Consider the following 24,262-nt stretch of genomic DNA (forward strand, 5'->3'; position numbering starts at 1 on the left):
TGCGTCGTTGTAGATGGCCTTCTTGACGCGGACCTAACGTCCGCCCCTCCGCACCGGGAACCCGGTGGCGTTCACCCCTTCTCCCAAGGTCGACATGCCGAACTTCTGGCCGCCGCTGTTCCTGCTCAGGAAGTCGGCCTGTGAGATCTTGCCGCTGCCTGCGGGGCCGAACTTGTCTGCCACCCCGAACTTCTCCGGGTTCGACGCGGCGACGTGGGCCAGCGCCTGATCCGCGCTCCAGTTCTTCGGGAACATGGTGCTCCACTTGGGCGGGTTGGTCTGCCCTGGCCTGTCGTGCCAGATCTCGTGGGCCTTGTTCTCGTTCCCCTTGCGCATGAGGCCGGTTTCGGGGTCGGGCTTCATGTTGACGCCGGGTGGGAGGTTCCCGTTCTTGTCGTAGGTGTGCATTCCGCCCACCGCACCCTTGCCCTTGGGATCCGTGATCACATTGCCCTTGGCGTCCTTCTTGTCGCCGTTGAGGATGTGGTTGGTGACCTGCTTGTGGTTTTCGCGCATGTGTTTGGCGAGTTCGTCCCGGGTATTCCGGAAGACCTTCTTGTCGCCGCCCGCCTTCTGCCAAGCCGGACCGGTCTTGTTCTCGTTGTCGTTCAGCTTGGGCTTCGTCTTGCACCCGGCCAGCCCCAGCGGGTCGCACCAGGAGTTCGGGTTGCCGACGTAGACGTGGTTGTTGGGTCCCGCGTCGAGGCCGATCGGGTCCGGGCTGAGGTAGCGGGCGAGCACCGGGTCGTAGTACCGGAAGAAGTTGTAGTGCAGGCCGGTTTCCTCGTCGAAGTACTGGCCGGGGAAGCGCAGCGGCGTGGGTCCGCTCGTCGCGGAACTTCCCCACAGGGGCGTCCGGTTCACCGGGAGGACACCGCCCCGGTCGTCGACGAGCTCCGTCGGGGTGCCGAGCAGGTCGGTCACGATGGCGTGGAAGCGGTTCTCGACCCACCCCTGCGGTCCGCCCGGCACCCGCTCGCTCTGCGTCAGCGGGTGGAGCGAGCCGGGGGCGTGCTCCCAGACCGTGGCCCGGCCGCGCGGCGCGGACCCGTCGAACGCGACCTGCTCGACCAGGTTGATCCCGTCCCAGGCGAAGTCGATCCGTTCGACGGCCGTCCGGCCGTCGGGCCCGAGCTTCTCCTTGGCGATCCGCCGCCCCATCGCGTCGTAGCGGTAGCGCCAGCGAGCCCCGCCGGGCGTCAGCACCTCGGTCAGGCGATCGTCGGCGTCCCAGGAGAACTGGAAGCTCTCGGCCGTCGGCATGAACTGCCGCCGGACCAGGCGCCCCCGCGCGTCGTGCGCGTAACCGATGTTCCCGGCGCTGCGGACCAGCATGCCCTGGTAGTCCCGTCGGCCGAGCTGCTGCTCGCCGGTCGGCCAAGAGGCGTTGACCAGGTTGCCCGCCGCGTCGTAGTCATAGCGCTCCGACCAGCCGGAGCCCTGGACCGCGGTGACCCGGTCGCCTGCACCCAGGGCGAATTCGCGCGGCCCGGTCAGCTGGTCGCGCACCCCGACGAGCTCGCCATCGGCGCGGTAGGCGTAGGACCGGTGCTGCACGCGCTCCCCGCCGGCCCTGGTGATCAGCTGCGAGTCGATCTGGCCCGTCGGCGTCCACGTCTGGTCGACGGCCGCGCCCGAACCGAGCACGCGCCGGACCTCGCGGCCCATCCGGTCGTATTCGAAGCGGATCGTCCGGCCGGTGGTGTGCAGCGCGACCGGGTTCCCGTCCGCGCCGTACTCCCACACGCTCTCGGCCCCGGACGGGGTGCGCCGCCGGATCCGCCGCCCCAGCAGGTCGTACTCGGAGGTGACGGTGCGGCCGTTGACCGTTTCCGCGGTGATCCGGCCCAGCGCGTCGCGCTGGAACGACACCCGGCTGTCGGCGTTCACGGCCTCCACCAGGAGCCCGGACGGGCTGTAGCTGAACGTCGTGGTGGTGCGGCCGTCGGTCTGCTCGACCACGTTGCCCAGCAGGTCGTAGCGGAACCGCAGGACCTCACCCGCGCTGGTGGAACGCTCGACGAGCTGCCCGGCCGCGTCCCGCCGGTAGTGGGTGGTGACGCCGCTGAAGTCGGTCTCCTGCACCAGGTTCCCGGCCGCGTCGTAGGTGTAGCGCCACACCATCCCGAGCTCGTTGGTCACGCTCGTCAGCCGCGTCTCGGTGTCGTAGCCGAACTCCAGGCGGGAGCCGTCCGGACGGGTCACCGCCGCCACCAGGTCGAAGTGCGTGAACTCCGTGCTGGTGGTGCGGCCGAGCGCGTCGGTCTGGGAGCGCTCGTTGCCCTCGCCGTCGTAGGAGCTCCGCTGCACGGCACCGGTGGCGTCCTGCTGCCAGGCGATCTGGCCACCGACGGTCCAGCCGAAGCGCTGCACGCCGCCCATCTCGTCGGTGATCGCGATGACGCGGCCGAACTGGTCCCGGTCGGAGCTGCTGGTGGCGCCCGTCTCATCGGTGAGCGCCACGGGCAGCCCGGCGATGTCGACGGAGATCCGCTGCGTGTTGCCGAGGGCATCGGTGACGCTCACGACGTTGCCGAGGTCGTCGAAGGCGTAGCTCGTGACCGCCCCCACCGCATCGGTGATCCGCACGAGGTTCCCGCGTTCGTCGTACTCGTAGCGGGTGACCGAGCTGTCGGGGTCGATGAACGCCACCGGACGGCCGGATTCGTCGTACTCGCGGCGGGTCTGGGTCCCGTCCGGCCTGGTGACCGAGATCAGGTTCCCGTACTCGCCGTACTCGTACGCGGTGGTGCGGCCCAGCGGGTCGGTGTGCTTCAGCAGGCGATCGGCGGAGTCCCACTCGGACGTCGTTTCGCCGCCGAGCGGGTCGATCTCCCTGATCACCTGCCCGGCCTCGTTCAGGTGGAACGCGGTGCAGTGGCCCAGCGAATCGGTGGAGTACGTGACCCGGTTCTCGGTGTCGTACTCCAGCGTTCCGGTGAGGAACCCGCCCGAGCCCTCGGTCCGCACGCAACGGCCCTGGTGGTCGTAGATGTAGCGGAACCACTCGCCGTTGCGGTCCGTCCAGCCGGTGATCCGGCCCGCCTGGTCGTACTCGAACCGCATCGGCTCGCCCGAAGCGTTGACGACCTCGGTGAGCCGGGAGTCGCGGTAGCCGTAGCGCATCAGCTCGACCTCGGTGCCGTCGCCTGCGACCGAGTGCAGCGCGACGACGAGTCCGCCCGCCACCTCGATCCGGACCACGTAGCCACCGCTGTGCAGGATCCCGACGGGGACCCCGGAATCGTCGTGCACGAAGGCGATCGAGTTGCCGCTGTCGTCGGTGATCGAGGTCAGCGGCAGCACCGAGTCCTCGGGGGCGAAGCGCAGCAGCTGATTGCGCTCCTTGTCCACCAGGACGTACCCGCCGTCCTCGGTGCGACCGAGCTGCCGCGACGGCCCCTGGTCGCTGGCCGACCATCCGCCGACGGCGAGGTGCGGGAAGTGCTGGAGCGTCCCGTCCGCCGAGGCGAAGCTGACCCCGTCGGCGTCGACCTCCAAGCGCTGGTCCAACGTGGACATCCAGCTGTCGCCGAACCACCGGCCCGTCCGGTACGAGGAGAAGTGGGTCCGCTCGAAGACCAGCGGCAGCGCACCGAGGAACTCCGCGTCGACCTGGCTCATCAGCATCTGACCGGTGGAGACCTCGATCGGGTCGCCGACCGTGGTGCACTTGTCCACCGAGCGCGGGTTGGAGTTCTGGTCTCGCAGGGAACGAGAACCGTTCGAGGAGGACCTGCCCCCTCGGGACCCGCCGCCGCCCAGGCCCCGGCTCCCCGTCGGACCGGTGGTCACCGATCCACCGTTCGAACCGCCGCTGCCCTGCGAACCGCTGTTGCCCTGCGAACCGCTGCTTCCCCCGGACCGGTCGGATGAACCACCCGTGCTCTGCGAATGAGTCGACGCCGGATCGTTGTTGCCGTTCGAGCGGTTCGGGGTGGAGTTGTCGCCGGAACCGCCCCTGGAGCCATTCCCGTCGTTGCCCGTCGAGCGGGTCGGGGCCGGGCTGTCGGGCTTGGTGTTGGAGCCGCCCTTGCCACCTTTGATCTTGTTCAGGGCCTTGCCCGCTTCGCCGAAGCCGTCCTTGAGCTTCTTGATCAACGGCGTCAGCGCCTTCATCGCCTTGACCAGCTTCGTGGTCACATCAGCGATCTTCGCGACCGTCTTCGTCACCGCCGCGACGACCTGCGGCACGACCCAAGCCATCGCGATGCCCAACGTGGCGAGGACCTGCAGCGCCCAGGAGATCAGGCGGCCGACGAGCTCGGCGATGATGTCGCGCACCAGGCTGCGCACCGCCCCGACGACCTCACCCGCCGTGCCGATCCCATCGGACGCACCCTCAGCTGCGTTCTTCGCTGCCTCGAGGAGCTTTCCGGTGTCCTCACTGCGCTTCCGGTAGGAGTCCGCGGCTTCCCCGGTCCAGTTGGCCAGATCGTTCTTGACGATGTTGGCCATCTCCGTGTTGATCTCACCCAGCTCGGTGGCGACGTTCTTCCACGTCTCCGAGTGCGCCTTGATCTGATCGGCGTCACCGGCGAGAGCATCCAGCGCATCCGACAGCGGGCCCACGTGCTCCATCAGCCAGCCCACACCGGCGGCGAGGATCGAGCCGAACGGATCCATCGCCATCGTCAACGCATCCAGGCCGGTACCCACCGCACCCATGACCCCGGACGCCCAGTCACCGGACTCGATCGCCTTCTTCGTGTCGTTGACCGACTCGAGGATCGGCACCCCGCTGAACGACTCCGTCGAATCCTTGGTCTCGGCCACCAACGGGTTCGTCACCGCGTCACTCCAAAGTCAGCGTTCGGAAAGGGCGAAGCTCGGGTCGTGCACTCCACGGATCCGGGCACTCCCGCGGTTCAAAGATCCGCAGTCGGTCCGATCACCTCGATCGTGCACCACAACCCGTTGCCGGTGTGGCGAAACGGGGGACTTCGCCACCCCGGCATCCGGACGACCTCCGCCTCGATGCTCCGTTCGCGGACTACCGGCGAGACCGGTTCGAGGCCCCGGGGTCTCCGAGGTCCACATCGGAGGGCCGGAGGTTGAGATCGGTGTTCGGGGTGAAACCGCTGTTCGGATCGGCGTGCGGGTTGTAGCCGGGGTGGTTCGGGACGAAGTTGGGGTTGACGTGCTCGGTCGTCGTCAAGGAGCCGGGCAGGGCGAATCGCTGGTCGTTGCTCTGCCGGAAGTAGCCGTGAACGGACACCGAGCTGTGGATGTTCTCCGGAGCGACGTGGTGCACCGCGTCCCACTCGCTCTGCTTCGACATCCGCTGCGCCAGGTCCGGCGGGAGGTTCTGCGAACCCGTGTGGATCAAGTTGTCCGTGGACTGCACCTTCAGGACCTGCCCGGACATCGAGATGTAGTGGTTGCCGTCCTTGCTGATGACGGGGCCGCCGTCGGGGGAGAACGCGAACTGGTGCGCCACGTTGGGATCGGAGGTCAGCGAGACGTAGCCGGAATCGTTGGCCCCGCGACCGCCGTGCACGTGGTGCGGCATGTCGTAGTTCTTGCCCCACGACGTCATCCCGTTCTGGAAGAGCCCGTCAGGCCCGTTCACCGGACGCGTGTCACCCCGGTACATCCACTGCGGCCGCTGCGGATTCGGCCGCAACTGCGGGTTGTTCAGCCCCCTGTCACCACCAGCGTTGGAACCGCCAGCGCTGCAGTTCATGAGGCCGAGCGGGTCGATCCAGCCGGTGGGGTTCGGGGCGTAGGCGTGCGGGTTCGGCGAGGGGGCCAGACCGAGCGGGTCGCCGGAGGTGTACCGACCGGTGGTGGGGTCGTAGTAGCGGTTGAGGTTGTAGTGCAGACCGGTCTCGTGGTCGTGGTACTGCCCGGGGAACCGCAGCGGCGTGCAGGCGTGACCGGCCGGTGCCTTCAGGGTTCCCCAGAGCGTGGTGTCCACGTGCCAGGCGAGGTTGCCGTCCGGGTCGACCAGTTCCGCCGGGGTGCCGACGAGGTCCGTGACGATGGCGTAGAAGCGCTGGTCGACCCATCGTTGCGGCGCGTTCGGCGTCGTCCGGCGTTCGGTCTGCGCGAGCACGCGGTAGCTGTCGGGTGCCCACTCCCAGACGGTGGCGTCCGTGCCGTTGTGGACCTGCTCGACGAGCAGGCTGTCGTCCCAGGTGAAGTCGACGTGCTCGGCGATGCTGCCGTCCGGGTGGAGGCGTTGTTTGGCGACGCGGCGGCCGAGCGGGTCGTAGACGTAGCGCCAGCGCTGCCCGTCCGGGGTCACCACGCCGATGAGCTGGTTCTCGGCGTTCCAGGTGTAGTTCCAGGCCGCCTGCTGGAGGCTCCGGGAGGTGGTGCGACCTTCGGCGTCGTGGGTGTACCGGGTGGTTCCAGCTCGGGTGATCAGGGTTCCCGCGTAGGCCCGATCGCCCACCGCCGCGTCGTCCGGAGAGCCCGACACCGGCCATTCCGCGTGCGCGAGGTTGCCCGCCGGGTCGTAGGCGTAGCGCTCGGTCCACTGTGGCCGGTTGACGGCGGTGACCCGCCCTGCGAGATCGAGGTCGAACGTGCGGTCTCCGCTGAGCTGATCGCGGACGCCCACCAGCGCTCCGTCCGGCCGGTAGGCGTAGGACCGCTGCTGGATCATGCGGTCGCCGCCGATCAGGGTCTGCGAGGACAGCTTGTGGTCGGCGTTCCAGTTCTGCGCCAGCAGCACGCGAGTTCCCAGCGTGCGCTGCACTTCGCGGCCCGCGACGTCGTAGTCGAACCCCAGCGTGCGCCCGGCGGTGTGCAGCGCGACCGGCCGATCCGCGGCGTCGTACTCCCAGACGCTCTCCGCGCCCGACGGCGTCCGCCGCCGCACTCGCCGCCCCAGCGGGTCGTAGGCGGACGCGACGGTGCGACCGTTGACCGTCTCGGTCAGCACGCGACCGAGCTGATCGCGCTCGAACGACACCCGGGTGGCGTCGTTGCCGGCAGCGATCAGGCGCCCCATCGGGTCGTAGGCGAAGGTCGACGTCGTGGTCGCGGTGCGGCGTTCCACGAGGTTGCCGAGCAGGTCGTAGGTGAACCGGACGGTCTCGCCCGCGCCGTTGGTGCGCTCCACCAGCTGCCCGGCCGCGTCGTACCGGTACGACACCGCTCGACCGCCGAAGTCGGTCTCCCGCACCAGGTTTCCGGCGGCGTCGTACTCGTACCGCCAGACCTGGCCCTGCTCGTTGGTGACGGAGACCAGCCGGGTTTCGGTGTCGTAGCGGAACTCCCGCCGGGAGCCGTCCGGACCGATCTCCACCGACGGCAGGTCGAAAGCGGTCGTCTCGGTCGTCGTGGTCTGCCCGAGCTGGTCGACCCGGGTGCGGACGTTGCCCTCCCCGTCGCGGATCCAGCGCTCGGTGCTGCCGTCCGGCCGGGTCTGCCAGGCCGTCCGACCGTCGACGGTCCAGCCGAACTTGGTGGTGCCGCCGATCGGATCGGTCACCTCGGTCACCCGGCCGAAGCCGTCCCGGCGGTAAGTCGTGGTGGCGCCGAGCGGATTGGTGACCGAAACCAGGAGGCCGGCGGCGTCGGTACCGATCCGGCGCACGTTGCCCAGCGCGTCGGTGATGCTGGCCAGCAAACCCCGCTCGTCGTAGGCGTAGGTCGTCACGGCGCCGGCGGGGTCGGTCACCTTGATCAGGTTGCCGTTCTCGTCGTACTCGCGGCGGCTGATCGCACCGTCCGGGTCGACGAACGTCACCGGCATCCGCCGGTCGTCGTACTCGATCAGCTGCCGGCTGCCATCGGGCCTGGTGATGGCCGTGATGTTGCCCGCGTCGTCGTAGTCGTACTCGACGGTGCGGCCCAGGGCGTCGGTCCGGGCGAGCAGGCGGTCGTGGTCGTCCCACGCGAAGACCGTCTCGTTGCCCAGCGCATCGACCTCGCGGACCGTCTGCTTCGCGTCGTTGAGGTGGAAGGCCTTGGTGTGACCGAGCGAATCGGTGTAGCGCGTGACGTCGTCGGCGTATTCGAACGTGCCGTTGAGGAAACCGCCGGCACCCTCGGTGCGCACGCAACGTCCTGCCTGGTCGTAGGTGTAGCGGTACCAGATGCCGTTCCGGTCGGTCCAGCCCGCGATCCGGCCCTCGGCGTCGTAGTCGAACTCCAGCGCCTGGCCGGAAGCGTTGATCACCGAGGTGAGCCGCCGGTCGGTGTAGGCGTACCGCATCAGCTGCAGGTCGTCGCCGTTGGCCGCGCCGCGGAGGTGCAGCGCCGTGACCAGGCCGTCTTCGGTCTCCACCCGGATGCGGAAGCCCGCGCTGTGCCGGACCTCGACCGGAGTGCCCGCCTCGTCGTGCTCGAAGTGGACGAGGTTGTGGTTGCGATCGGTGATGCCGGTCAGCCGCAGGACCTCGTCGCCCGGAGCGAAGTGCAGCGCCTGTTGCTCGCCGACCAGCACGACCGTGTAACCGCCGTGGTCGTGCCTGGTGAGCGTGTTGGGCGAGCCAGCGAACGGCACCGTCGCGCCCAGCTCCGGCGTCGGGGCGAACAGCAGTTTCCCGTCGTCGGCGGCGAAGGAGACACCTGCGCTCCCGACCTCCAGCCGCTGGTCCAATGTGGATGCCCAAGAACTGCCGAAGGCCTGGCCGACCCGGTACGAGGACAGGTGCGTGCGCCGCAGGACGAGCGGTAGCGCGGCGGCGATCTCCACATCGACCTGCGCCAGCACCATCTCGCCGGTGGCGATGTCGACCGGGTCGGTCTCGCACCGGCGGTTGCCGACGTTCCGGCTCGGTGTCTGCGCATCGCTGGACGCCTTCCGCAGATCACCGCCGATGCCGCGGGACTTGCTCGTGCCACCGGACGGGGCGGGCGACTCATTCGAGATCGACTTGGGCGTCGGACCACCGTCGAACGAGTTGGGCGCCGGACCGGTGCCCGGGGAGTTCGGGTTCGGTCCGTTGTGCGACATCGACGACGTGGACGCCGGGCCGTCGTTGGACATCGACCTGGTCGGCGCCGGGAAGTCCGGGCTGCTGTTCGGGGTCGGGCCGTCGTTGCCCATCGACCGGGTCGGGGCGGGCGAGCTCTTCGGCTTCGGGGCTGCGCCGCTGCCACCCTTGATCTTGTTCAGAGCCTTTCCCGCGTCGCCGAAGCCCTTTTCGAGGTTCTTCACCAGCGGCGCCAAGGCCTTCATCGCCTTGACCAGCTTCGTCGTGACGTCAGCGATCTTCGCGACCGTCTTCGCCACCGCAGCGACTACCTGCGGAACCACCCAAGCCATCGCGATCCCCAGCGTGGCCAGGACCTGCAACGCCCAAGAGATCAGGCGACCGACCAGCTCAGCGATGATGTCGCGCACCAGGCTCCGCACCGCCGCCACGACCTCGCCCGCCGTGCCGATCCCGCTCGACGCGCCCTCAGCGGCCTTCTGCGCCGCCTCGATGAGCTTGGCGGTGTCCTCGCTGCGCTGCCGGTAGGAATCCGCGGCTTCCCCGGTCCAACCGTCGACATCGCTGCTGACCAGGTTCGCCATCTCGGTGTTGATCTCGCCCAGCTCGGAGGCGACGTTCTTCCACGTCTCCGAATGCGCCTTGATCTGATCGGCATCACCGGTCAACGCATCCAACGCATCCGACAGCGGGCCCACGTGCTCCATCAGCCAGCCCACACCAGCAGCGAGGATCGACCCGAACGGATCCATCGCCATGGTCAACGCATCCAGGCCGGTACCCACCGCACCCATCACGCCGGACGCCCAGTCGCCAGATTCGATCGCCTGCTTGGTGTCGTTCACCGACTCCAAGATCGGCACACCGCTGAACGACTGCGTCGAATCCTTCCGCTCGGCGACCAACGGATTCGTCACAGCAGCACTCCAAAATCAACGTTCAAAGAGGACAGACACCAGGTCGTGGACTACACGCACCCAGGCGCTGTTGCGGTTCATCGATTCGCGCATGCCGACTCGGCAGCCGTCGCGAACAGCGCTGTTGCGCTCGGCCGCACCGAACCGGCGAACTCCGCGAAAGAGCGGTCAGGCGAAGCTGTCGCGGAGCGCGCTGGCAGCCAGGCGCACCGGGGCCGGGCCTTCCGGGTTGAGCAGGATGTCCGTGTCGGGCGGCAGCAGCTCGAGCAGGCCCTCGGCCGTGAGGGATCCCCAGAGCTCCACCGAATCCATGTCCTTGCGGTGCAGCGGCGCGGTCACCACGGCGACGCAGGGCACGTCGTCGGGAGCGGGGCCGACGAGCGGATATCCGTCCGCGGACAGGGCGATCTCCAGCACCGCGTCGCGCACCGCCGGGATCAGCTCGTCGACCTTCGTGCGTCCTTCGGCGATCAACCGGAGCACCGCGTCCACCGGGTCCGTCGGATTGGCCGGATCGGCCGGCGCGAAATCGGGGTTCGGCTCGAAGCGGCCGCGACTCCCATCGGTCGCCAACGGCCAGCCCCCGGCGATCGCGTGCGGCGGCGGCTGGTCGCCGTCGAACCGAGGCTGCCACGCCGGGTCGAGCAACACCGCCCAGTCGTCCCGATCGCTGCCCGGGCTCGGGCGGGCTGAGTCATCCATGGCCGTTGTTCCTCTTCACCTGCTCGTCCCGCTGAACAATGCTAGAACTTCTTGAACTCGCCAGCGACGGGGTTGCCGCTGCTGTCCACACCGGGGCCCACCCCGTAGATGCTCTCGTTCCCGTCGGGCTTCCGGAATCCCTTCCCGGTGGGTGCGTACACGTCGCCGGAATGGCCCGCGTTGCGGATGGCGTCCGCTGACGTCTGCGCCGCGTTTCCGGCTGGACTTCCCGCTTGGCAGGACATCTGCACGATCGGCCGGTTCGGGTCCGCTTTCGACGCCGCCTGGAAATGGGAGTTGCTCGACACCAGCTGCCCGTACTGATCACCGGTGAGCCCCATCTTCTCCCACTTGGCAGGCTGTCCGGGCTGAGCGGTGTTCACGTTGACGATGTAGCCCTTGGGCTGGGCGTGAGCGTGGACGTAGAACGGCTGCTTCCCCTTCCACGGCGCGTCCGCCTTCGTCTCGGGGAAATTGGAGTCCTTGCTGTTGCGGTTCTTGTTGTACCAGTTGTCGCTGTTCCGGATGGGTTTGCCCGCCCAGCTGCCGACCTTCTTCGGGTCCTCCGCCTTGCTCGGGAACGAGATCCCGACCGTGTTCCCCTTGTCGTCCTTCAGCGGGATCGACTGCACCTTGTCCGGGGTGACGCTGTGCGGCTTCTTCCCGCCCTTGCCGTCGGAGATGTTCCCGGTCAGCACCGTGGGCTGCGGGGTGTTCCCCGTCGGCTGGGTGGGGGCGGAGCTGGCCGGCGGTGCGGAGGTGTTCCCGCCGGTGGAGGCCGAAGTCGTCGGACTCGGCTGCGGCGCGGAATTCGTCTGCGGGATCGTGCTGCCGGGCGAGGAGTCGGAATCCTCACGCATGCCCCGGCTGCTTTCCTGGCCGCCACGCGGGCCGTTGCCACCCCTGCTGGGCGGTGGGGTCGGGTTCGGCTTGGGGGCGGTGCCGTTGTCGTTCTTGATCTTCTTCAGGGCCTTGCCCGCATCGCCGAAGCCGTCCTTGAGCTTCTTGATCAGCGGCGAGAGGGCCTTCATCGCCTTGACCAGCTTCGTGGTGACGTCAGCGATCTTGGCCACGGTCTTGGCCACGGCCGCCACGACCTGGGGGACCACCCAGGCCATCGCGATGCCCAGCGTGGCCAGGACTTGCAAGGCCCAGGAGATCAGGCGACCGACGAGTTCGGCGATGATGTCGCGCACCAGGGTGCGCACCGCCGCGACGACCTCACCTGCGGTGCCGATGCCGTCCGAGGCGCCTTCGGCGGCCTTCTTGGCCGCTTCGATGAGCTTCCCGGTGTCCTCGCTGCGCTGCCGGTAGGAATCCGCCGCGGCCCCGGACCAGTCGGCGACATCGCTGTTGACCATGTTGGCCATCTCGGTGTTGATCTCACCGAGTTCGGTGGCGACGTTCTTCCACGTCTCCGAGTGCGCCTTGATCTGATCGGCGTCGCCGGTCAACGCGTCCAACGCATCCGACAGCGGCCCGACGTGCTCCATGAGCCAGCCGACTCCGGCGGCGAGGATCGACCCGAAGGGATCCAGCGCCATCGTGAGCGCATCCAGGCCCGTGCCCACCGCACCCATCACGCCGGACGCCCAGTCGCCGGACTCGATCGCCTTCTTCGTCTCGTCGACGGATTCCAGGATCGGCACACCGCTGAACGACTGCGTCGAATCCTTCCGCTCAGCGATCAACGGGTTCGTCACTGCGGAACTCCCAGGTCAACGTCCGAAAAGGACGGTTGTCATGTCATGCACGAAATGGCCCGCGATCGTCTGCTCACCCCGCGGTTCCAACTCTCCTTCAGATCTTCCCGTGAAGCCCGTTGTCGCTGCTCGGTTTCGGCTTCAAGTCGCCCATCAGGTTCGGGTAACCGGCAACCGAGTACTTCCCACCGGCGGCATTTTCCCAGGGGACGATGAACTCCGACGGGTTGTCCGGACCGTCCGAGGTCTTGATGACGCCGTTGTTCTGCGCCAACCCGTCCATGAGGGGCTGGTCGCCGATCCCGAAGTGCTGCTTCATCGCCGCCATGTGCGCGGGATCGGTGATGCCGCCCGGCCCGTTGTTGTCGACCAGCGCGGGCGGAACGTCGTGCACCGTCACCGGGCCCGGGGTCTCGTACTTGATCACAGCGCCGGGCGCGGTGGAGTTGTAGGAGTAGTCAGCCGCACTGGTCTGGTCGTCCGTGAGGTACCAGGCCTTCCAATCGTCCGCGCTGTTTCCCGCCCGACCGTCAGGCCGCTGCACGCCGTTGTCCATGACCGACTGATAACCCTCCGGCTTGACCCCGTGATAGCCCTCGAGCTTGGTCATCGGCGTGCTCACGATCTTGTGATCGACACCGTTCACCGTGATCGTGCTTTCGTAGCTGGAGTGGGAGGGATCGATGTTGCCGTTGTTCATCCCCAGATCGGGGTGGTCGACCGGCGACGCGTTCGGCGGAATCCCCGCTGGACGATTCGCACCACTGCTCGGCCCGTCGTGGGAACCGCCGAGCGATCGGGAGTTCATGCTGCGGGACGTGGCCCCGGAGCCGCCGCCGGACCGTTTGCGGGACGGCGAGCCGAAGAGGTCGCCGCCCCAACCGCCGCCGTGCGACCCGCCGGTCGACGACACCCCGCGCGGCGAAGCGAAATCCGCGCCGTTCGCCGGTGGTGTCGGGACCGTGCTCATGGACGTGGTCGACGCCGGCGTCGAGGCCGACCCCATCGGCTTGACCGGCTCGGACGTGGGCCTCGGCGCCGGCGAAACACCCTTGGGCTTGGGGGCTCCTCCGCCGCCGGCGTTCAACTTGCTCAGCGCCTTCTTGACGTCGCCGAAGCCGTCTCCGAGCTTCTTGAGCATCGGGGCGAGCTTGCCGATCGCCCGCACCAACTTCGTGGTGATATCAGCGATCTTGGTGACCGTCTTCGCCACCGCCGCCACGACCTGCGGCACCACCCACGCCATCGCGATCCCGAGCGTGGCGAGCACCTGCAACGCCCAGGACACCAGGCGTCCGACCAGCTCGGCGATGATGTCGCGAACCAGCGTGCGCACCATCGCCACGACCTCACCGGCCGTGCTGATCCCGTTCGACGCACCATCAGCCGCAGCCTGGGCAGCCGAGATCAGAGCGGTCGTGTCTTCGCTGCGGGCGCGGTAGGAATCGCCGGCTTCGCCGAGCCAGCCCTGGGTGTCGCTGTTGACCAGGTTGGTCATGTCGGTGCAGATCTCGCCGAGTTCCGCCGCGACGTTCGACCAGGTCTCCGCGTGCGCTTGGATCTCGTCCGGATCGCCCGTGAGCGCGTCCAGGGCGTCGGAGACCGGACCGACGTGTTCCATCAGCCAGCCGACGCCCGCGGCGAGGATCGTCCCGAAGGGGTCCATCACCGCACCGAGTGCCTCGAGGCCGGTGCCCGCCGCACCCATGATTCCCGCGGCCCAGTCGCCGGATTCGATCGCTTGCTTGGTGTCGTTCACCGACTCCAGCAAGGGGACTCCGCTGAAATCCTGCGTCGAATCCTTCCGCTCAGCGATCAGCGGATTGGTCACTGCACACTCCGGGGCCGGGTAACTGGTGGTCAGGTCGGGCGGGGATCAGTCCCGCAGCGGGTCGAAGTCGGGGCCGAACTCGTCGTCGTCCTCGTCCTCGAAGGCGGGCTTCTTCTTCGGTGCCGCAGGGGGATTCGGCGCGGCGGCCGGAGGTGCGGGCGGCGGAGGCGTGTGGTCCTCTTCCTCGGCCGGGCCGTCCCACTTCGAGGAGGTCTCCAGCTCCGGCGCCTCGTCCTCGGGCTGCTCCGGGAAGCGTTCGCGCAGGTTGTCCAGCATCATCGCGCGGGTTTCCCGGTCCTCGTCGCCGAGGTGGGCCGTCATGGTCTCGCCGACCTTGCCGGCGATGTCGGACTGCGCCTTGTGCATCGTGGACAGGATCTGGGACGCCAGCTCGGACGGCGGCATCGAGCGGACCTTGTCGGTGAGCTCCAGGTCTGTGATGCTGCCGTCGGCGCGCACCGTCACCTTGACGCGACCGTCCGAGCTGGCCGCGGTGAGGCGCAGCTGCTCGGTCTCGGCCTGGATGGCCTGGTAGCGCTGGGCCTTCTCCTCGAAGCCCTTCGCCCACTCCTGGATCCGCCGCTCCGCCTCGTCGGGGTCCGCCCCGATCGAAGCGAACCCGCCCTGGCTCTGGCCCGGCATTGCACTACCTCCAAAGGACTTCTAAATCTGCGATCCGCTTGCTGCCCCCGACCCGGGGTAGCAGTGCGACGTCGGCGGCTCAGCTCGAGTAGAGGTCGCCCTGGTACGTCGCGGTGGGGCGCTGCGCCGGCTCCACGGGCGTCGCCTGGACCACGTCCCGCTCCATCGGCTCAGCCTGCTCAAAGGGCTCGACCCGCTGCCTGCCCTCGGGCGCGTTCATCGGTGTGAACTGCTTCGGCTCCATCGGCGCGTGCTGCGGCTCAACCTGCTGCCTGCCCTCCGGTGCATTCATCGGCGTGAACTGCTTCGGCTCCATCGGCGCGTGCTGCGGCTCAGCCAGCTGCCTGCCCTCCGGCGCGTTCATCGCGGTGAACTGCCGCGGCTCCGAGTCCATCACCGGACCGGACGCCGGACGTCCCTGCATCGCGGGCTCGTAGGAGGCCGAGGTCGATCCGCTCGGCGAGGAGCTGGACCCCGTGCTCTCGACCCCGCGCAGCGCGACGGCCGAATCGTTCACCCGCACGGCGTCGTCGAACTGGGAGAAGTTGTCCGCGCCCGCCTCGTCGGTCTCCTGGTACTCCTTGGCCGTCTGGCGGACGTTGTCCGCCGTGGTGGTGATGCCTTCCTTGGCGGCCTTGAGCGCGTTGAGGCCTTCCTCCTCCATCGGGTTGATGATGGGCGGCAGGAACGAGCACAGGAGGCCGTAGGCCTCGTCGTCCATGCTGACCTGCTCGGCGGCGGAGATCGCGGTGTCCACCCGGTCGGTCAGCGCCTCCAGGTGGCTGGCGTGCGCGGTCAGGTCCTCTGCTTCGACCTGGAAAGTCATGGTGGGTCCTCTTCAGCTCGTCAGTCGAGCTTCGCCAGGACTTCGCCCAGGCGGTGCTCGATGCGGCGGTTGTCGGCCGGGGCGATGCTGATGTGGGAGCGCTCGCTGACCATCAGGTACCGGCCCTCGTTGGTGTCGAACCAGGTGACCAGCGTCGACGACCGCTGCCCCCGGTGCGTGACGCCGAACTGCCCGCCACCGACGCGGGTTTCGACCAGCTCGGCCAGCACCGCGGCGTCCTGGCCGGACATGCCCGCCCGCACCAGCGCGGTCTCGTCGTCGTAGTCGCCGCCGAACGGGTCGTCCTCGTCCTCGTCCAGCGCGCGGTTCAGCTGCTCCTTGGGCACCGACAGCGCAGGCTTCATGCCGGGCTGGCCGGGCGGCAGCACGCCGACCGCCGCCATCGCCAGCGCGGTCGGGCGGATCTCGGTCAGCCACAGCTCGCCGGCCACCAGCTGCGCCAGCACCCCGGCGCGGCGGGTGACCGCGGCCAGGGCCTGGACCGGCTCGCCGACGTAGCCGACCACGTCCACCGAGGTGTCGTTGTCGACGATCAGCTGCAGCAGAACCGCCAGCCGGTCGTCGAGCTGGTCGCCGGAGGCCATGCCCCGGTCGGCCAGCGAGCGGAACGCGTCGGCGGCGAGGCCGGCGCGTTCCTCCATCGTCCGGCCCACGCTGGGCACCTGGAGCGGGAACTGCGGGCGACCGTGGCCCAGAGCTCCGGTGACGAGGTCGTACTCCGCGGCGGTCAGCGCGAAGTCCGGCGCCGTTGTCGTCATCATCCCTGGTCCCGCTTCTTCTTCTTGCCCTCACCGATCACCGGCGGCGGCAGGTCGGCGCCCGGCACCTCCACGATCTGGCCGCCCTGGACGTACTTGGCGCTGCGTTCCTTGTCGTCTTCGCCGCGGCCACCGCGGTTGCCCATCGCACCGGCGCCCATGCCCGGCGCTCCGGCCATGCCGGGCTGCCCGGCGCCACCGCCCATGCCGCGGGGGCCGGCGCCGGGTCCACCAGAACCCGTGCTGCCGGTACCCGAGGAACCGCCGGGCGCCAGGTTGGACGAGCCACCGGCACCGCCTCCGGCTCCACCGCCGCCACCGGCACCCAGGCCGGGGACCGCACCCGGGCCGCCGCGGAATCCGCCGGGGCCGCCACCGCCAGGACCAGCGCCGCCGGGGCCGGTTCCGCCAGGCCCCGTGCCGCCGGGACCACCCGGGATCGGCGGGATCTGGCCCTGCCAGCCGCCACCACCGCGGCTGTTCGGGTCGCCGGGCCGACGCGCACCGGGGCCGGTGGGGGGCACGCCGTCCGGAATGCCGTACGGCCGCGGTTGGTACGTGTGATCGCCGCCGGGGCCGCCCATCTGCGGCAGGGGCGGCATCTTGGGGTTCGCACCCTGCGGCGTCGTGCTCTGCGGGCTCGTGCTCTGCGGAGATGTGCTGCTGGGGCCGTCGCCCAGCGGAGGCAGCTTCGGCATCGCCTTCGTCGGACCGTCGAACCCACCGCCGGGGCCGTCGCCCAGCTTCGGCATCGGCATCGCCTTGGTCGGACCGTCGACTCCGCCACCAGGCCCGCCGCCGATCCCGCCAGGCCCGCCGCCGATCCCGCCGGGACCGCCACCGATCCCACCGGGGCCACCAGGGCCACCAGGGGTGTCGCCCAGCTTCGGCATCATCTTCGTCGGACCGTCGATCCCACCGGGCCCGTTCGCCGCCGCCGGCGACACGCCCTCCGGGGTCGTGGCGGCCGGTGCTTGGCCCTGCTGCTTCGGTTCGAGCGGCTGTCCCCCGCCACCTGCGGCCATGGGGGCCATCTGGGCCATCCGGGCCTGCATCCGCTCTTGGGTCACCGGGTTCGGCGGAGGCGTGAAGCGCGGGGTCTCGCTGTCGATGGTGCGGGACTGGGCTTCCATGTTGGTCATGACCTGGACCGCGCGTTCGTGCGCGTTGGTGGCCTTGGCCTGGTGGGCCTGCAGGTCGGTGGTGGCCTTGGTGAAGCTCTCGAGGTCGTTGGTGGCGTAAGCACCGATGACCGCCGCCTGCAGCCCTTCCACGCCCTTGACCGGCTCCGGCATCTCGGTCTTGGCGACCTCCATGACCCGGCCCTGCGTGGAGATCCGCGCCGCCAGCGAACCCGCCGTGTCACCGGCCTTGATGTTCCAGTCGGTCAGCTCCTGGATCGCGGCGCGCGCCGCGTCGGCGGCCTGCCCCTGCCAGCCGGCCTCGGTGCCCCGCACCTTCTCCGACATGCGCTGAGCGGCTTCGGCGATGTCCCGGCTCAGCGCGTTCCAGTCGTCGGACAGCTGGCCCACCCGGCCCGGATCGTTGTCGGTGTGCACCGCCGCGTAGAGCTCTTCGTGGCTGCGCGAGGCCCAGTTCTGCGTCTCGGTCAGAACGATGTCCGGCTTGTCCGGACTGGCGTTCGGCTGGGTCATCTGCGGCTTTCATCCCCTCGACTGCGGCGGGCGCACCCCAGCGTCGCCCGACCCATCACGTGCGGTTCTGGAACGCGGCGTCCGCGATCTTGCGGAAGTCGTCCGCGGCGTGCTCGTCGGCGTCCCGGTAGGTGCGCATCGCTTCGACGATCGCGTCGCGCGCCTCTTCGACGACCGCGCGGTACTGCGTCAGCACGTCGGTGAAGGAGTTCTCGCCGCCCTGCGCGCGAGTGGCGAACTTCACCGCCATCGCCTGGCCGACCGGGTTCTGCCCGAGCGGCGCGTTCCCGGTGAGGCCGGCGGCGCGCTTCAACCATTCATCCACTGTGGACATCTGGTCTTCGAGCGCTTCGCGGAGCTGCTTGCCCGCTTCGGGTTCGAGGCGCAAGTTCTGCGATTCCACCGCCTGGCGCAACTGCTTGATGCCTGCGGCGGAACGGGCCAGCGTGCGAGACGCCTGAACTTCCTCGGCTTCGCTCATGAGTCCCCCAGACACAACAACACCGCACTATGATCACAGGCGTCGCCAACGTCGGCCCAACGTCCCGCCAACACATCGGGGAGGGTGGCGGGTACGTCCGGCGGAGCACTCGAAATGAGCGGATGTCTTCTCGAAGGAAACCACCACAGCTGCGGATTCGCCTGCTGGGACCCGTGGAACTGCTGCGAGCGGACGGCCACGCGACCGCGATCGGCGCCGCCAAGCGGCGCAGCATCCTGGCCGCGCTGGCCATCGAGCTGAACCGCGTGGTGTCCGCGGACCGGTTGATGGACATCGCGTGGGAGGGCGAGCCGCCACCCACCGCCAAAGCCGCGCTGCAGGGCCACATCGCCAAGCTGCGCCGGGAGCTCGGCGACGGCGTCGAGGTCGTCACGCGCGCACCCGGCTACCAGCTGCTCGCGCCGCGAGCCGCGGTCGACATGACGCAGTTCGAGGACCTGGTCGCCGCGGCCCGCAACGCACCCGACGCCGAGGCCGTCGAACTGCTGGACACCGCGCTGGCCCTGCACCGCGGACCGCCGCTGGCCGACGTCGCCGCCGAGCAGCTGCGCCGCGAGGTCGTGGACCGGCTGGACGAGTCGATGATCAACGCGGTGCACGAGCTGGCCTGGCGGCTGCACCGGATCGGCCGCGCGGACGAGGGGATCGACCCGCTGCGCGAGGCCGTCGCGATGCGCCCGCTGCGCGAACCCCTGGTGGAACTGCTGGTGCTGAGCCTGCACCAGGCCGGACGGCAGGCCGAAGCGCTCGACGTCTACCACGAGACGCGGTCCCGGCTCAGCGAAGAGCTCGGCGTCACCCCGGGTCCGGGCCTGCAAGCGGCGTTCCAGACGGTGCTCAGCTCGGAGGAGCCGGAACCGACCGCGGTGCCGTGGCAGCTGCCCAGGGAGAACAGCGGGTTCGTCGGCCGGGAGGCCGAGCTCGCGGAGCTGGACCGCCGCCGCGGCGACGGCGACGTCCGGGTCATCACCGGCCCGGCGGGGGTCGGCAAGACCGCGCTCGCGCTGCGCTGGGCGCACCGGTCGGCCGAGCGCTTCCCCGACGGCTGCCTGTTCGCCGACCTCCGCGGGTTCAGCGAGACCGAACCGGTGGAGCCGGGCCAGGTGCTGAGCGCTTTCCTCCGCGCGCTCGGCGTCCCCGACGTGCGCATCCCTTCCGATCTCGACGAACGCGCGGCGCTGTACCGGTCGACGCTGGCGGGTCGGCGGGTGCTGGTGGTGCTGGACAACGCGAGTTCGGCCGCGCAGGTCAAGCCGCTGCTGCCCGGGGCAGGCTGCGCGGTGCTGGTGACCAGCCGGAGCAGGATGGACGGCCTCGCCGTGATGGCCGGAGCGGTGCGGGTCGCGGTGCCGCCGCTGAGCCGCGAGGCGTCGGTCGACGTGCTCCGGTTCGTGCTCGGTCCCGAGCGGATCGACGCCGAGTCCGAGGCCGCCGTGGAGCTGGCCGAGCTGTGCGACCGGCTTCCGCTGGCGCTGCGGATCGCCGCGGCCCGCGCGGCCGGGCCGCCGCAGCGCACGATCCGCTCGCTGCTCGACACCTCCGCCGACCCCCGCCACCGGCTGGCCAAGCTCTCGCTGCCGGACTCCGGCGAAGGCGTCCACACCGCGCTGACCGGCAGCTTCCAGCGGCTCGACGGCGGCGCGGCCCGGCTGTTCCGGCTGCTGGCCGAGCACCCCGGCGGCACCGTCGACTGCTTCACCGCCGCCGCGCTCGCAGGCACCACGATCCACGAGAGCTTCGTCCAGCTGGAGCGGATGGCGGCGTTCCACCTGCTGCACGAGACCGACGACGGCCGCTACCTGTGGCCCGGGCTGGTCCGGCTGTACTCCACCGCGATCGCGGCGGAGGAGGCGGACGGGGAGCGCAACGCCGCGTTCAACCGGCTGCTGGACTTCTACCTGCACGCGGCGGATCGGGGGCTGCGGTTCATCTCGGACTCGCCGTGGCGCCGCTGGACCGGTCCGCCGCCGGTGGACCTCCCCGAGATCACGAACGCGCAGGCGGCGATCCGCTGGTTCCGGACCGAGGAGGCCAACCTCCACAAGATGCTCGGGCTGGCCATCCTGCGCGACGAGCACGCGCGGGCTTGCCACCTGGCGCTGTCCTTGGAGCGCTTCCACCACCGGCTCGGCGACCGCGCGGCTCAGCTCGAGGTGCTGTACTGCGGCCTGAACATCGCGGGCGAGCTGGGCGACGTGCGGGCGCAAGCGGCCTTCTCCGTCCAGCTCTGCGGAGATCTGGCCTCATGAGAAACGCCCCCGCGCTCCGGCACGGGGGCGTTTCCGTTCGTGCGGTCAGGAATCCGCGTGCTGGATCCCCTTCGCGACGGCTTCGCCGAAGGCCTGCATCCCCTTGGCGTTCGGGTGCAGCGGGGCCGCCACCGACGTCGGGATGACGCCTTCGTAGTACTTGTCCTGCGGCGCGGCGCAGGTGTCGTGCCCGCGGCTCACCTCCGCCAGGTCGACGAACTCGGCGCCGTGCGCTGAAGCACGCTCGTGCAGCATCGCGCTCAGCTTGTCCACACTGGACTGGATGTAGTCGGCGTCCCTCGCCCACACCGGCTGGATCGGGTAGCAGCCGCCGGGCCGCAGGTAGGTGCCGTAGCCGACGACCACGATCTCGGCGTGCGGGGCCCGCGCCTCGATCTGCTCCAGCATCCCGTCGACCTCCGGGGCCAGCGCGTCGATCCGCTCCGCCAGCTCGTCGCGCCCGCCCGCGGTGAAGCGGTCCTTGCAGGACCTGCCCGCGGGTTCCGGCAGCAGGTTCAGGCAGGACACGGCGGCCTGCACCAGCTCCACGTCGTTGCCGCCGATGGTGACGGTGACCAGGTCGGTGCTGCGCTTGAGCGCGTCGTACTGCGGCGGCACCACGCCGTACTGCTTGGTGGAGAAGTCGCTGATCTTCGCGGCGGAGCAGGTCACGTCGGTCAGCTTCGCGCCGATCAGCTCTGCGGCGACCCGCGGGTAGTTCTTCTCGGAGCGGAAGCAGTTGAGGTCGGGATCCTGGTCGGGGATGAGCGGACCGGCCGCGGCGGAATCGCCCATCGCGACGTACTCGACGTCGTCGGTGACCGCGTGCGCTGTCGGGGCGAGGACGACTGCGGCGGCGGCCATGGCGACGCCGAGCTGGGTGAGACGAGGGAACCGGACCACGCGAACCTCCGTGCCGTGGCGAGGACTGGGCAGACCTGATCTAGCACGGAAGATCCACGATGGCCCGATACTTCACCCGATCATCGAGTGGCACCCTCGAACAGCCGTATCCCACCTGCGTCCGAATGGCAGCGGCGCGTAGCGCCACCCCCGGGATGACGGCTACTGGTCGCGGCGGAGGGCTCTGGTGATACCGGCGGCGACCGTGGTGGCGAGGATCCAGCCCGCCGCGATCAGCACGACCGTGATCCACTCCGAGTTGCCCTCGGCCCGCCACATCACGTCGTGGCCGAGGTTGATGATCGGCACCAGCTGGTCCACTGTGTACAGGAACGGGTTCCAGACCGGGTGGTCCTCCTCGTTGATCGGGTGCAGCTGGTGGAAGCTGAACCAGCTGGTGCCCGCCGCGGTCAGCAGCACCAACCAGATCAGCGCGCGCAGCGGCCGGAAGCCGTAGCTCACCGTGATCAGCTGCAACGTGCTCCACAACCGCACCGGCAGGCGGAACACCGGCCGCGTCGCCGCCGCGATCGCCTGGTAGCGGCGCTTCTGCTTCTCGATCAGGACCGTGACCGCGTGCTCCTCGTTGCCGTTGCCGCGGAACACCTTCGCCAGCTGGTCGTAGGGCCCCGGCTGGTACCGGCCGCCGGAGTTGGCGCGCAGCCAGCCGAGCCGCTCGACCACGGTCGCGCGGTCGGTCGGCTCGATGGTCTCGGTGAAGTTGTCGTAGGTGAAGTCCTCGACGTCCACGCCACCGGACGCCGCCCACAGCGCCGCGTTGTCCGCCAGCAGCTCGCACTGCGCCTGCCGCAGCATGATCCGGCCCTGCGGCGCGGTTTCCGGCAGCAGCGTGAACTCCTGCACGACCAGGCCGAAGGCGTTGATCGCGTTGCGGCTGGAACCGTCGCCGAGCCGGCAGCCGTAGAAGTTCGCCTGCCGCCCGATCTGCGCGCGCCGCAGCTGCACCTCGCCCTCGGCCAGGAACGGCCGACCGCCCGACGCGCACACCAGGTCGCGCGCGATCTGCGCGGCGCGCAGGTCCACCGACGGCTTGTAGGCCAGCTTGTGCCGGTGCCAGGCGGGTTTGGTCAGCTGCGCCGAACGCAGGTCGACGTTGGCGCCGATCCGGGCGCCCTGCAGCTGGAGGGAACCCGCGATCTCGGTGTCCCGGCAGTCCAGGTTGCTGCCCACCTTGATCCGGCTGGCCTGCACCACGTCGGTGCGCGGCCCGCGCAGCCGCGCCCGGTTCAGCTGGAAGCTGCCGTAGACCTGCACGTCGACCATCCGCACCTGGCCGTGCAGGTCGGCGCGCGAGGCGTCCACGTTGCCGAGGATCTCGGTGCCGTCGATGTGCAGCGCGCGCAGCGGCTGCTCCACCGCAGCCTTCGCCGACCGCGACCAGCCGAGGTCGATGCTCGCCCCGGCCATCCGCAGGTCGCCGCCGATCCGCGCGCTGACCATCCGGATCGTCCCGCCGCTGCGGAAGTTCTGGTCTATCTGCACGTCACCGCGGATGTCGCCGCGGTCGAAGATCAGCGTGCTGGTCGGGTCGTCGTGCTTGGACTCGCCGCGGCGCGGCGGCATCATGCCGGGCTCCAGCACCGCGTCGCGCAGCCGGACGTCGCCCGCGATGTGCGCGCTGGGCATGAACATCACCCCGGCCACGCTCAGCGGCCGCCCGCTCGTCGGGTCGACGTCGCAGCGCAGGCTGCCACCGATCTGGATCCCGTTGGCGTTCAACGCGGTTCGCCCGCGGTTGCGCAGCGTGCCGCCGGACAGGGTGAGGTTGCCGCCGACCTTCGCGCCGGGGATGCGGATCTCGCCGCGCACCTGCACCCGCAGCCCGATCAGCGCGCCGGACACCGACAGCCGGTCGCCGTAGATGGCGCGGCCGCCGGGGTTGCGCAGCTCGCTGTCGTTGAACAGCAGGGAACCGCCCAGCTGCGCGTCGGCGAGGTCGATGCCACCGGTGCTGGTGCAGTTGCGCAGCACCGTGTCGTTGCTGGTGCTGAGGTTCCGGGCGTTGAGGCCGGGCAGGCTGCAGTGCCACAGGACGAGCCCGGCGATCTTGGCCTGCCGCAGGTCGGGGACGAGCTCGAACCGGCAGCGGACGAACTCCAGCAGGTAGGGCAGGTCGGTGGCGCGCAGGTCGAGGCGGCCGGTGATCACCGCGTTCTCGATGGCGATGACCGGCTGCTGACCGGTGCGCCGGGAGAACGGCCGCCAGCCGGGCTCGTCCAGCGACTCCACCAGGCGGCGGCTGAGGTACTCGCCGCGGATGACCTGCTCCGGGTCGTGGTTGACGGCGTGCACGTCCAGCGGCGCGCCGGTGTCGGGGGCCCCGCGGTCGCTCCTGCTCTGCCGCAGGAGTTCCTCGAACCGCTGCTCGGCAGCGGTCAACGGACCGTTGCTCTCCCACGGCTTGACGACCGCCACCAGTTCCCCCGAACGTGTCCAATTCCGTCGTTCCACACGAAAGGTAGTCGATCAACGACCCCACCAACTCCGACGTGTGATCTCGCCAGAAGGTTGCGAACGGACCAGCGGTGCAACCGAACGGCCCAACGCGAAGTTCCACGTGAAACCCCCGCGACGCCCCGCGTTCCCCCGAAAGCACCAACCCCCGGCGCGTCGGACACCGACGCACCGGGGGCTGTGG

12 protein-coding genes and 1 pseudogene are annotated in these 24,262 nt (G+C 69.8%); 1 reads left to right on the plus strand and 12 read right to left on the minus strand.

Annotated features, from left to right (window positions below):
* Positions 1-33: 33 nt before the first annotated feature.
* The 10 genes and pseudogenes from OU415_RS20195 to OU415_RS20245 form a co-directional block, all read right to left on the minus strand.
* Positions 34-4,791: an RHS repeat-associated core domain-containing protein gene (locus OU415_RS20195; protein ID WP_270950463.1), complete on the minus strand. Its 4,758-nt coding sequence runs from the start codon at positions 4,789-4,791 to the stop codon at positions 34-36.
* A 202-nt stretch (positions 4,792-4,993) separates the two neighbouring features.
* Positions 4,994-9,811, minus strand: coding sequence for an RHS repeat-associated core domain-containing protein (locus OU415_RS20200; RefSeq protein WP_270950464.1), 4,818 nt, complete (start codon positions 9,809-9,811; stop codon positions 4,994-4,996).
* Between the two features lie 168 nt (positions 9,812-9,979).
* Positions 9,980-10,513, minus strand: coding sequence for a type VII secretion system-associated protein (locus tag OU415_RS20205; protein WP_270950465.1), 534 nt, complete (start codon positions 10,511-10,513; stop codon positions 9,980-9,982).
* Positions 10,514-11,445: 932 nt separating this feature from the next.
* A pseudogene (locus tag OU415_RS38450) lies at positions 11,446-12,216 on the minus strand (WXG100 family type VII secretion target); the annotation flags it as partial.
* A gap of 97 nt (positions 12,217-12,313) precedes the next feature.
* Entirely contained in the window at positions 12,314-14,047 is a 1,734-nt protein-coding gene (locus OU415_RS38250; RefSeq protein WP_333778281.1) for a WXG100-like domain-containing protein, read from the minus strand.
* Between the two features lie 45 nt (positions 14,048-14,092).
* Positions 14,093-14,689 (minus strand): YbaB/EbfC family nucleoid-associated protein, encoded by a 597-nt coding sequence (locus OU415_RS20225; protein WP_270950466.1) that lies wholly within the window; start codon positions 14,687-14,689, stop codon positions 14,093-14,095.
* A gap of 79 nt (positions 14,690-14,768) precedes the next feature.
* Positions 14,769-15,515, minus strand: a complete 747-nt coding sequence (locus tag OU415_RS20230; RefSeq protein ID WP_270950467.1) for a type VII secretion target — start codon at positions 15,513-15,515, stop codon at positions 14,769-14,771.
* Positions 15,516-15,535: 20 nt separating this feature from the next.
* Positions 15,536-16,297 carry an ESX secretion-associated protein EspG gene (locus tag OU415_RS20235; protein WP_270950468.1) on the minus strand — a complete coding sequence of 254 codons (762 nt, stop codon included), beginning with the start codon at positions 16,295-16,297 and terminating at the stop codon, positions 15,536-15,538.
* Positions 16,294-17,949, minus strand: a complete 1,656-nt coding sequence (locus tag OU415_RS20240; RefSeq protein WP_270950469.1) for a PPE domain-containing protein — start codon at positions 17,947-17,949, stop codon at positions 16,294-16,296. The genes OU415_RS20235 and OU415_RS20240 overlap by 4 nt, the downstream gene beginning before the upstream one ends.
* Before the next feature lie 55 nt (positions 17,950-18,004).
* A complete protein-coding gene (locus OU415_RS20245) occupies positions 18,005-18,430 on the minus strand; it encodes a hypothetical protein (RefSeq protein WP_270950470.1) in 426 nt (141 codons plus the stop codon).
* Between the two features lie 173 nt (positions 18,431-18,603).
* On the opposite strand from OU415_RS20245, the gene OU415_RS20250 reads away from it, so the two are divergent.
* Positions 18,604-20,700, plus strand: coding sequence for an AfsR/SARP family transcriptional regulator (locus tag OU415_RS20250; RefSeq protein ID WP_270950471.1), 2,097 nt, complete (start codon positions 18,604-18,606; stop codon positions 20,698-20,700).
* Positions 20,701-20,745: 45 nt separating this feature from the next.
* Here the strand turns inward: OU415_RS20250 and OU415_RS20255 are convergent, their stop codons facing one another.
* Positions 20,746-21,603, minus strand: coding sequence for an SGNH/GDSL hydrolase family protein (locus OU415_RS20255; protein ID WP_270950472.1), 858 nt, complete (start codon positions 21,601-21,603; stop codon positions 20,746-20,748).
* A gap of 162 nt (positions 21,604-21,765) precedes the next feature.
* Positions 21,766-24,039 carry an oxidoreductase gene (locus OU415_RS20260; protein WP_270950474.1) on the minus strand — a complete coding sequence of 758 codons (2,274 nt, stop codon included), beginning with the start codon at positions 24,037-24,039 and terminating at the stop codon, positions 21,766-21,768.
* Positions 24,040-24,262 lie beyond the last annotated feature (223 nt).

Origin of the sequence: Saccharopolyspora oryzae, from assembly GCF_027853915.1 — a bacterium.
GTDB lineage: Bacteria > Actinomycetota > Actinomycetes > Mycobacteriales > Pseudonocardiaceae > Saccharopolyspora > Saccharopolyspora oryzae.

Bases quoted from the DNA above. Each gene is read 5' to 3' on its own strand.
- OU415_RS20205 (WP_270950465.1), bottom strand. From the start codon at position 10,513: ATGGATGACTCAGCCCGCCCGAGCCCGGGCAGCGATCGGGACGACTGG.
- OU415_RS20225 (WP_270950466.1), bottom strand. From the start codon at position 14,689: ATGCCGGGCCAGAGCCAGGGCGGGTTCGCTTCGATCGGGGCGGACCCC.
- OU415_RS20230 (WP_270950467.1), bottom strand. From the start codon at position 15,515: ATGACTTTCCAGGTCGAAGCAGAGGACCTGACCGCGCACGCCAGCCAC.
- OU415_RS20235 (WP_270950468.1), bottom strand. From the start codon at position 16,297: ATGATGACGACAACGGCGCCGGACTTCGCGCTGACCGCCGCGGAGTAC.
- OU415_RS20240 (WP_270950469.1), bottom strand. From the start codon at position 17,949: ATGACCCAGCCGAACGCCAGTCCGGACAAGCCGGACATCGTTCTGACC.
- OU415_RS20245 (WP_270950470.1), bottom strand. From the start codon at position 18,430: ATGAGCGAAGCCGAGGAAGTTCAGGCGTCTCGCACGCTGGCCCGTTCC.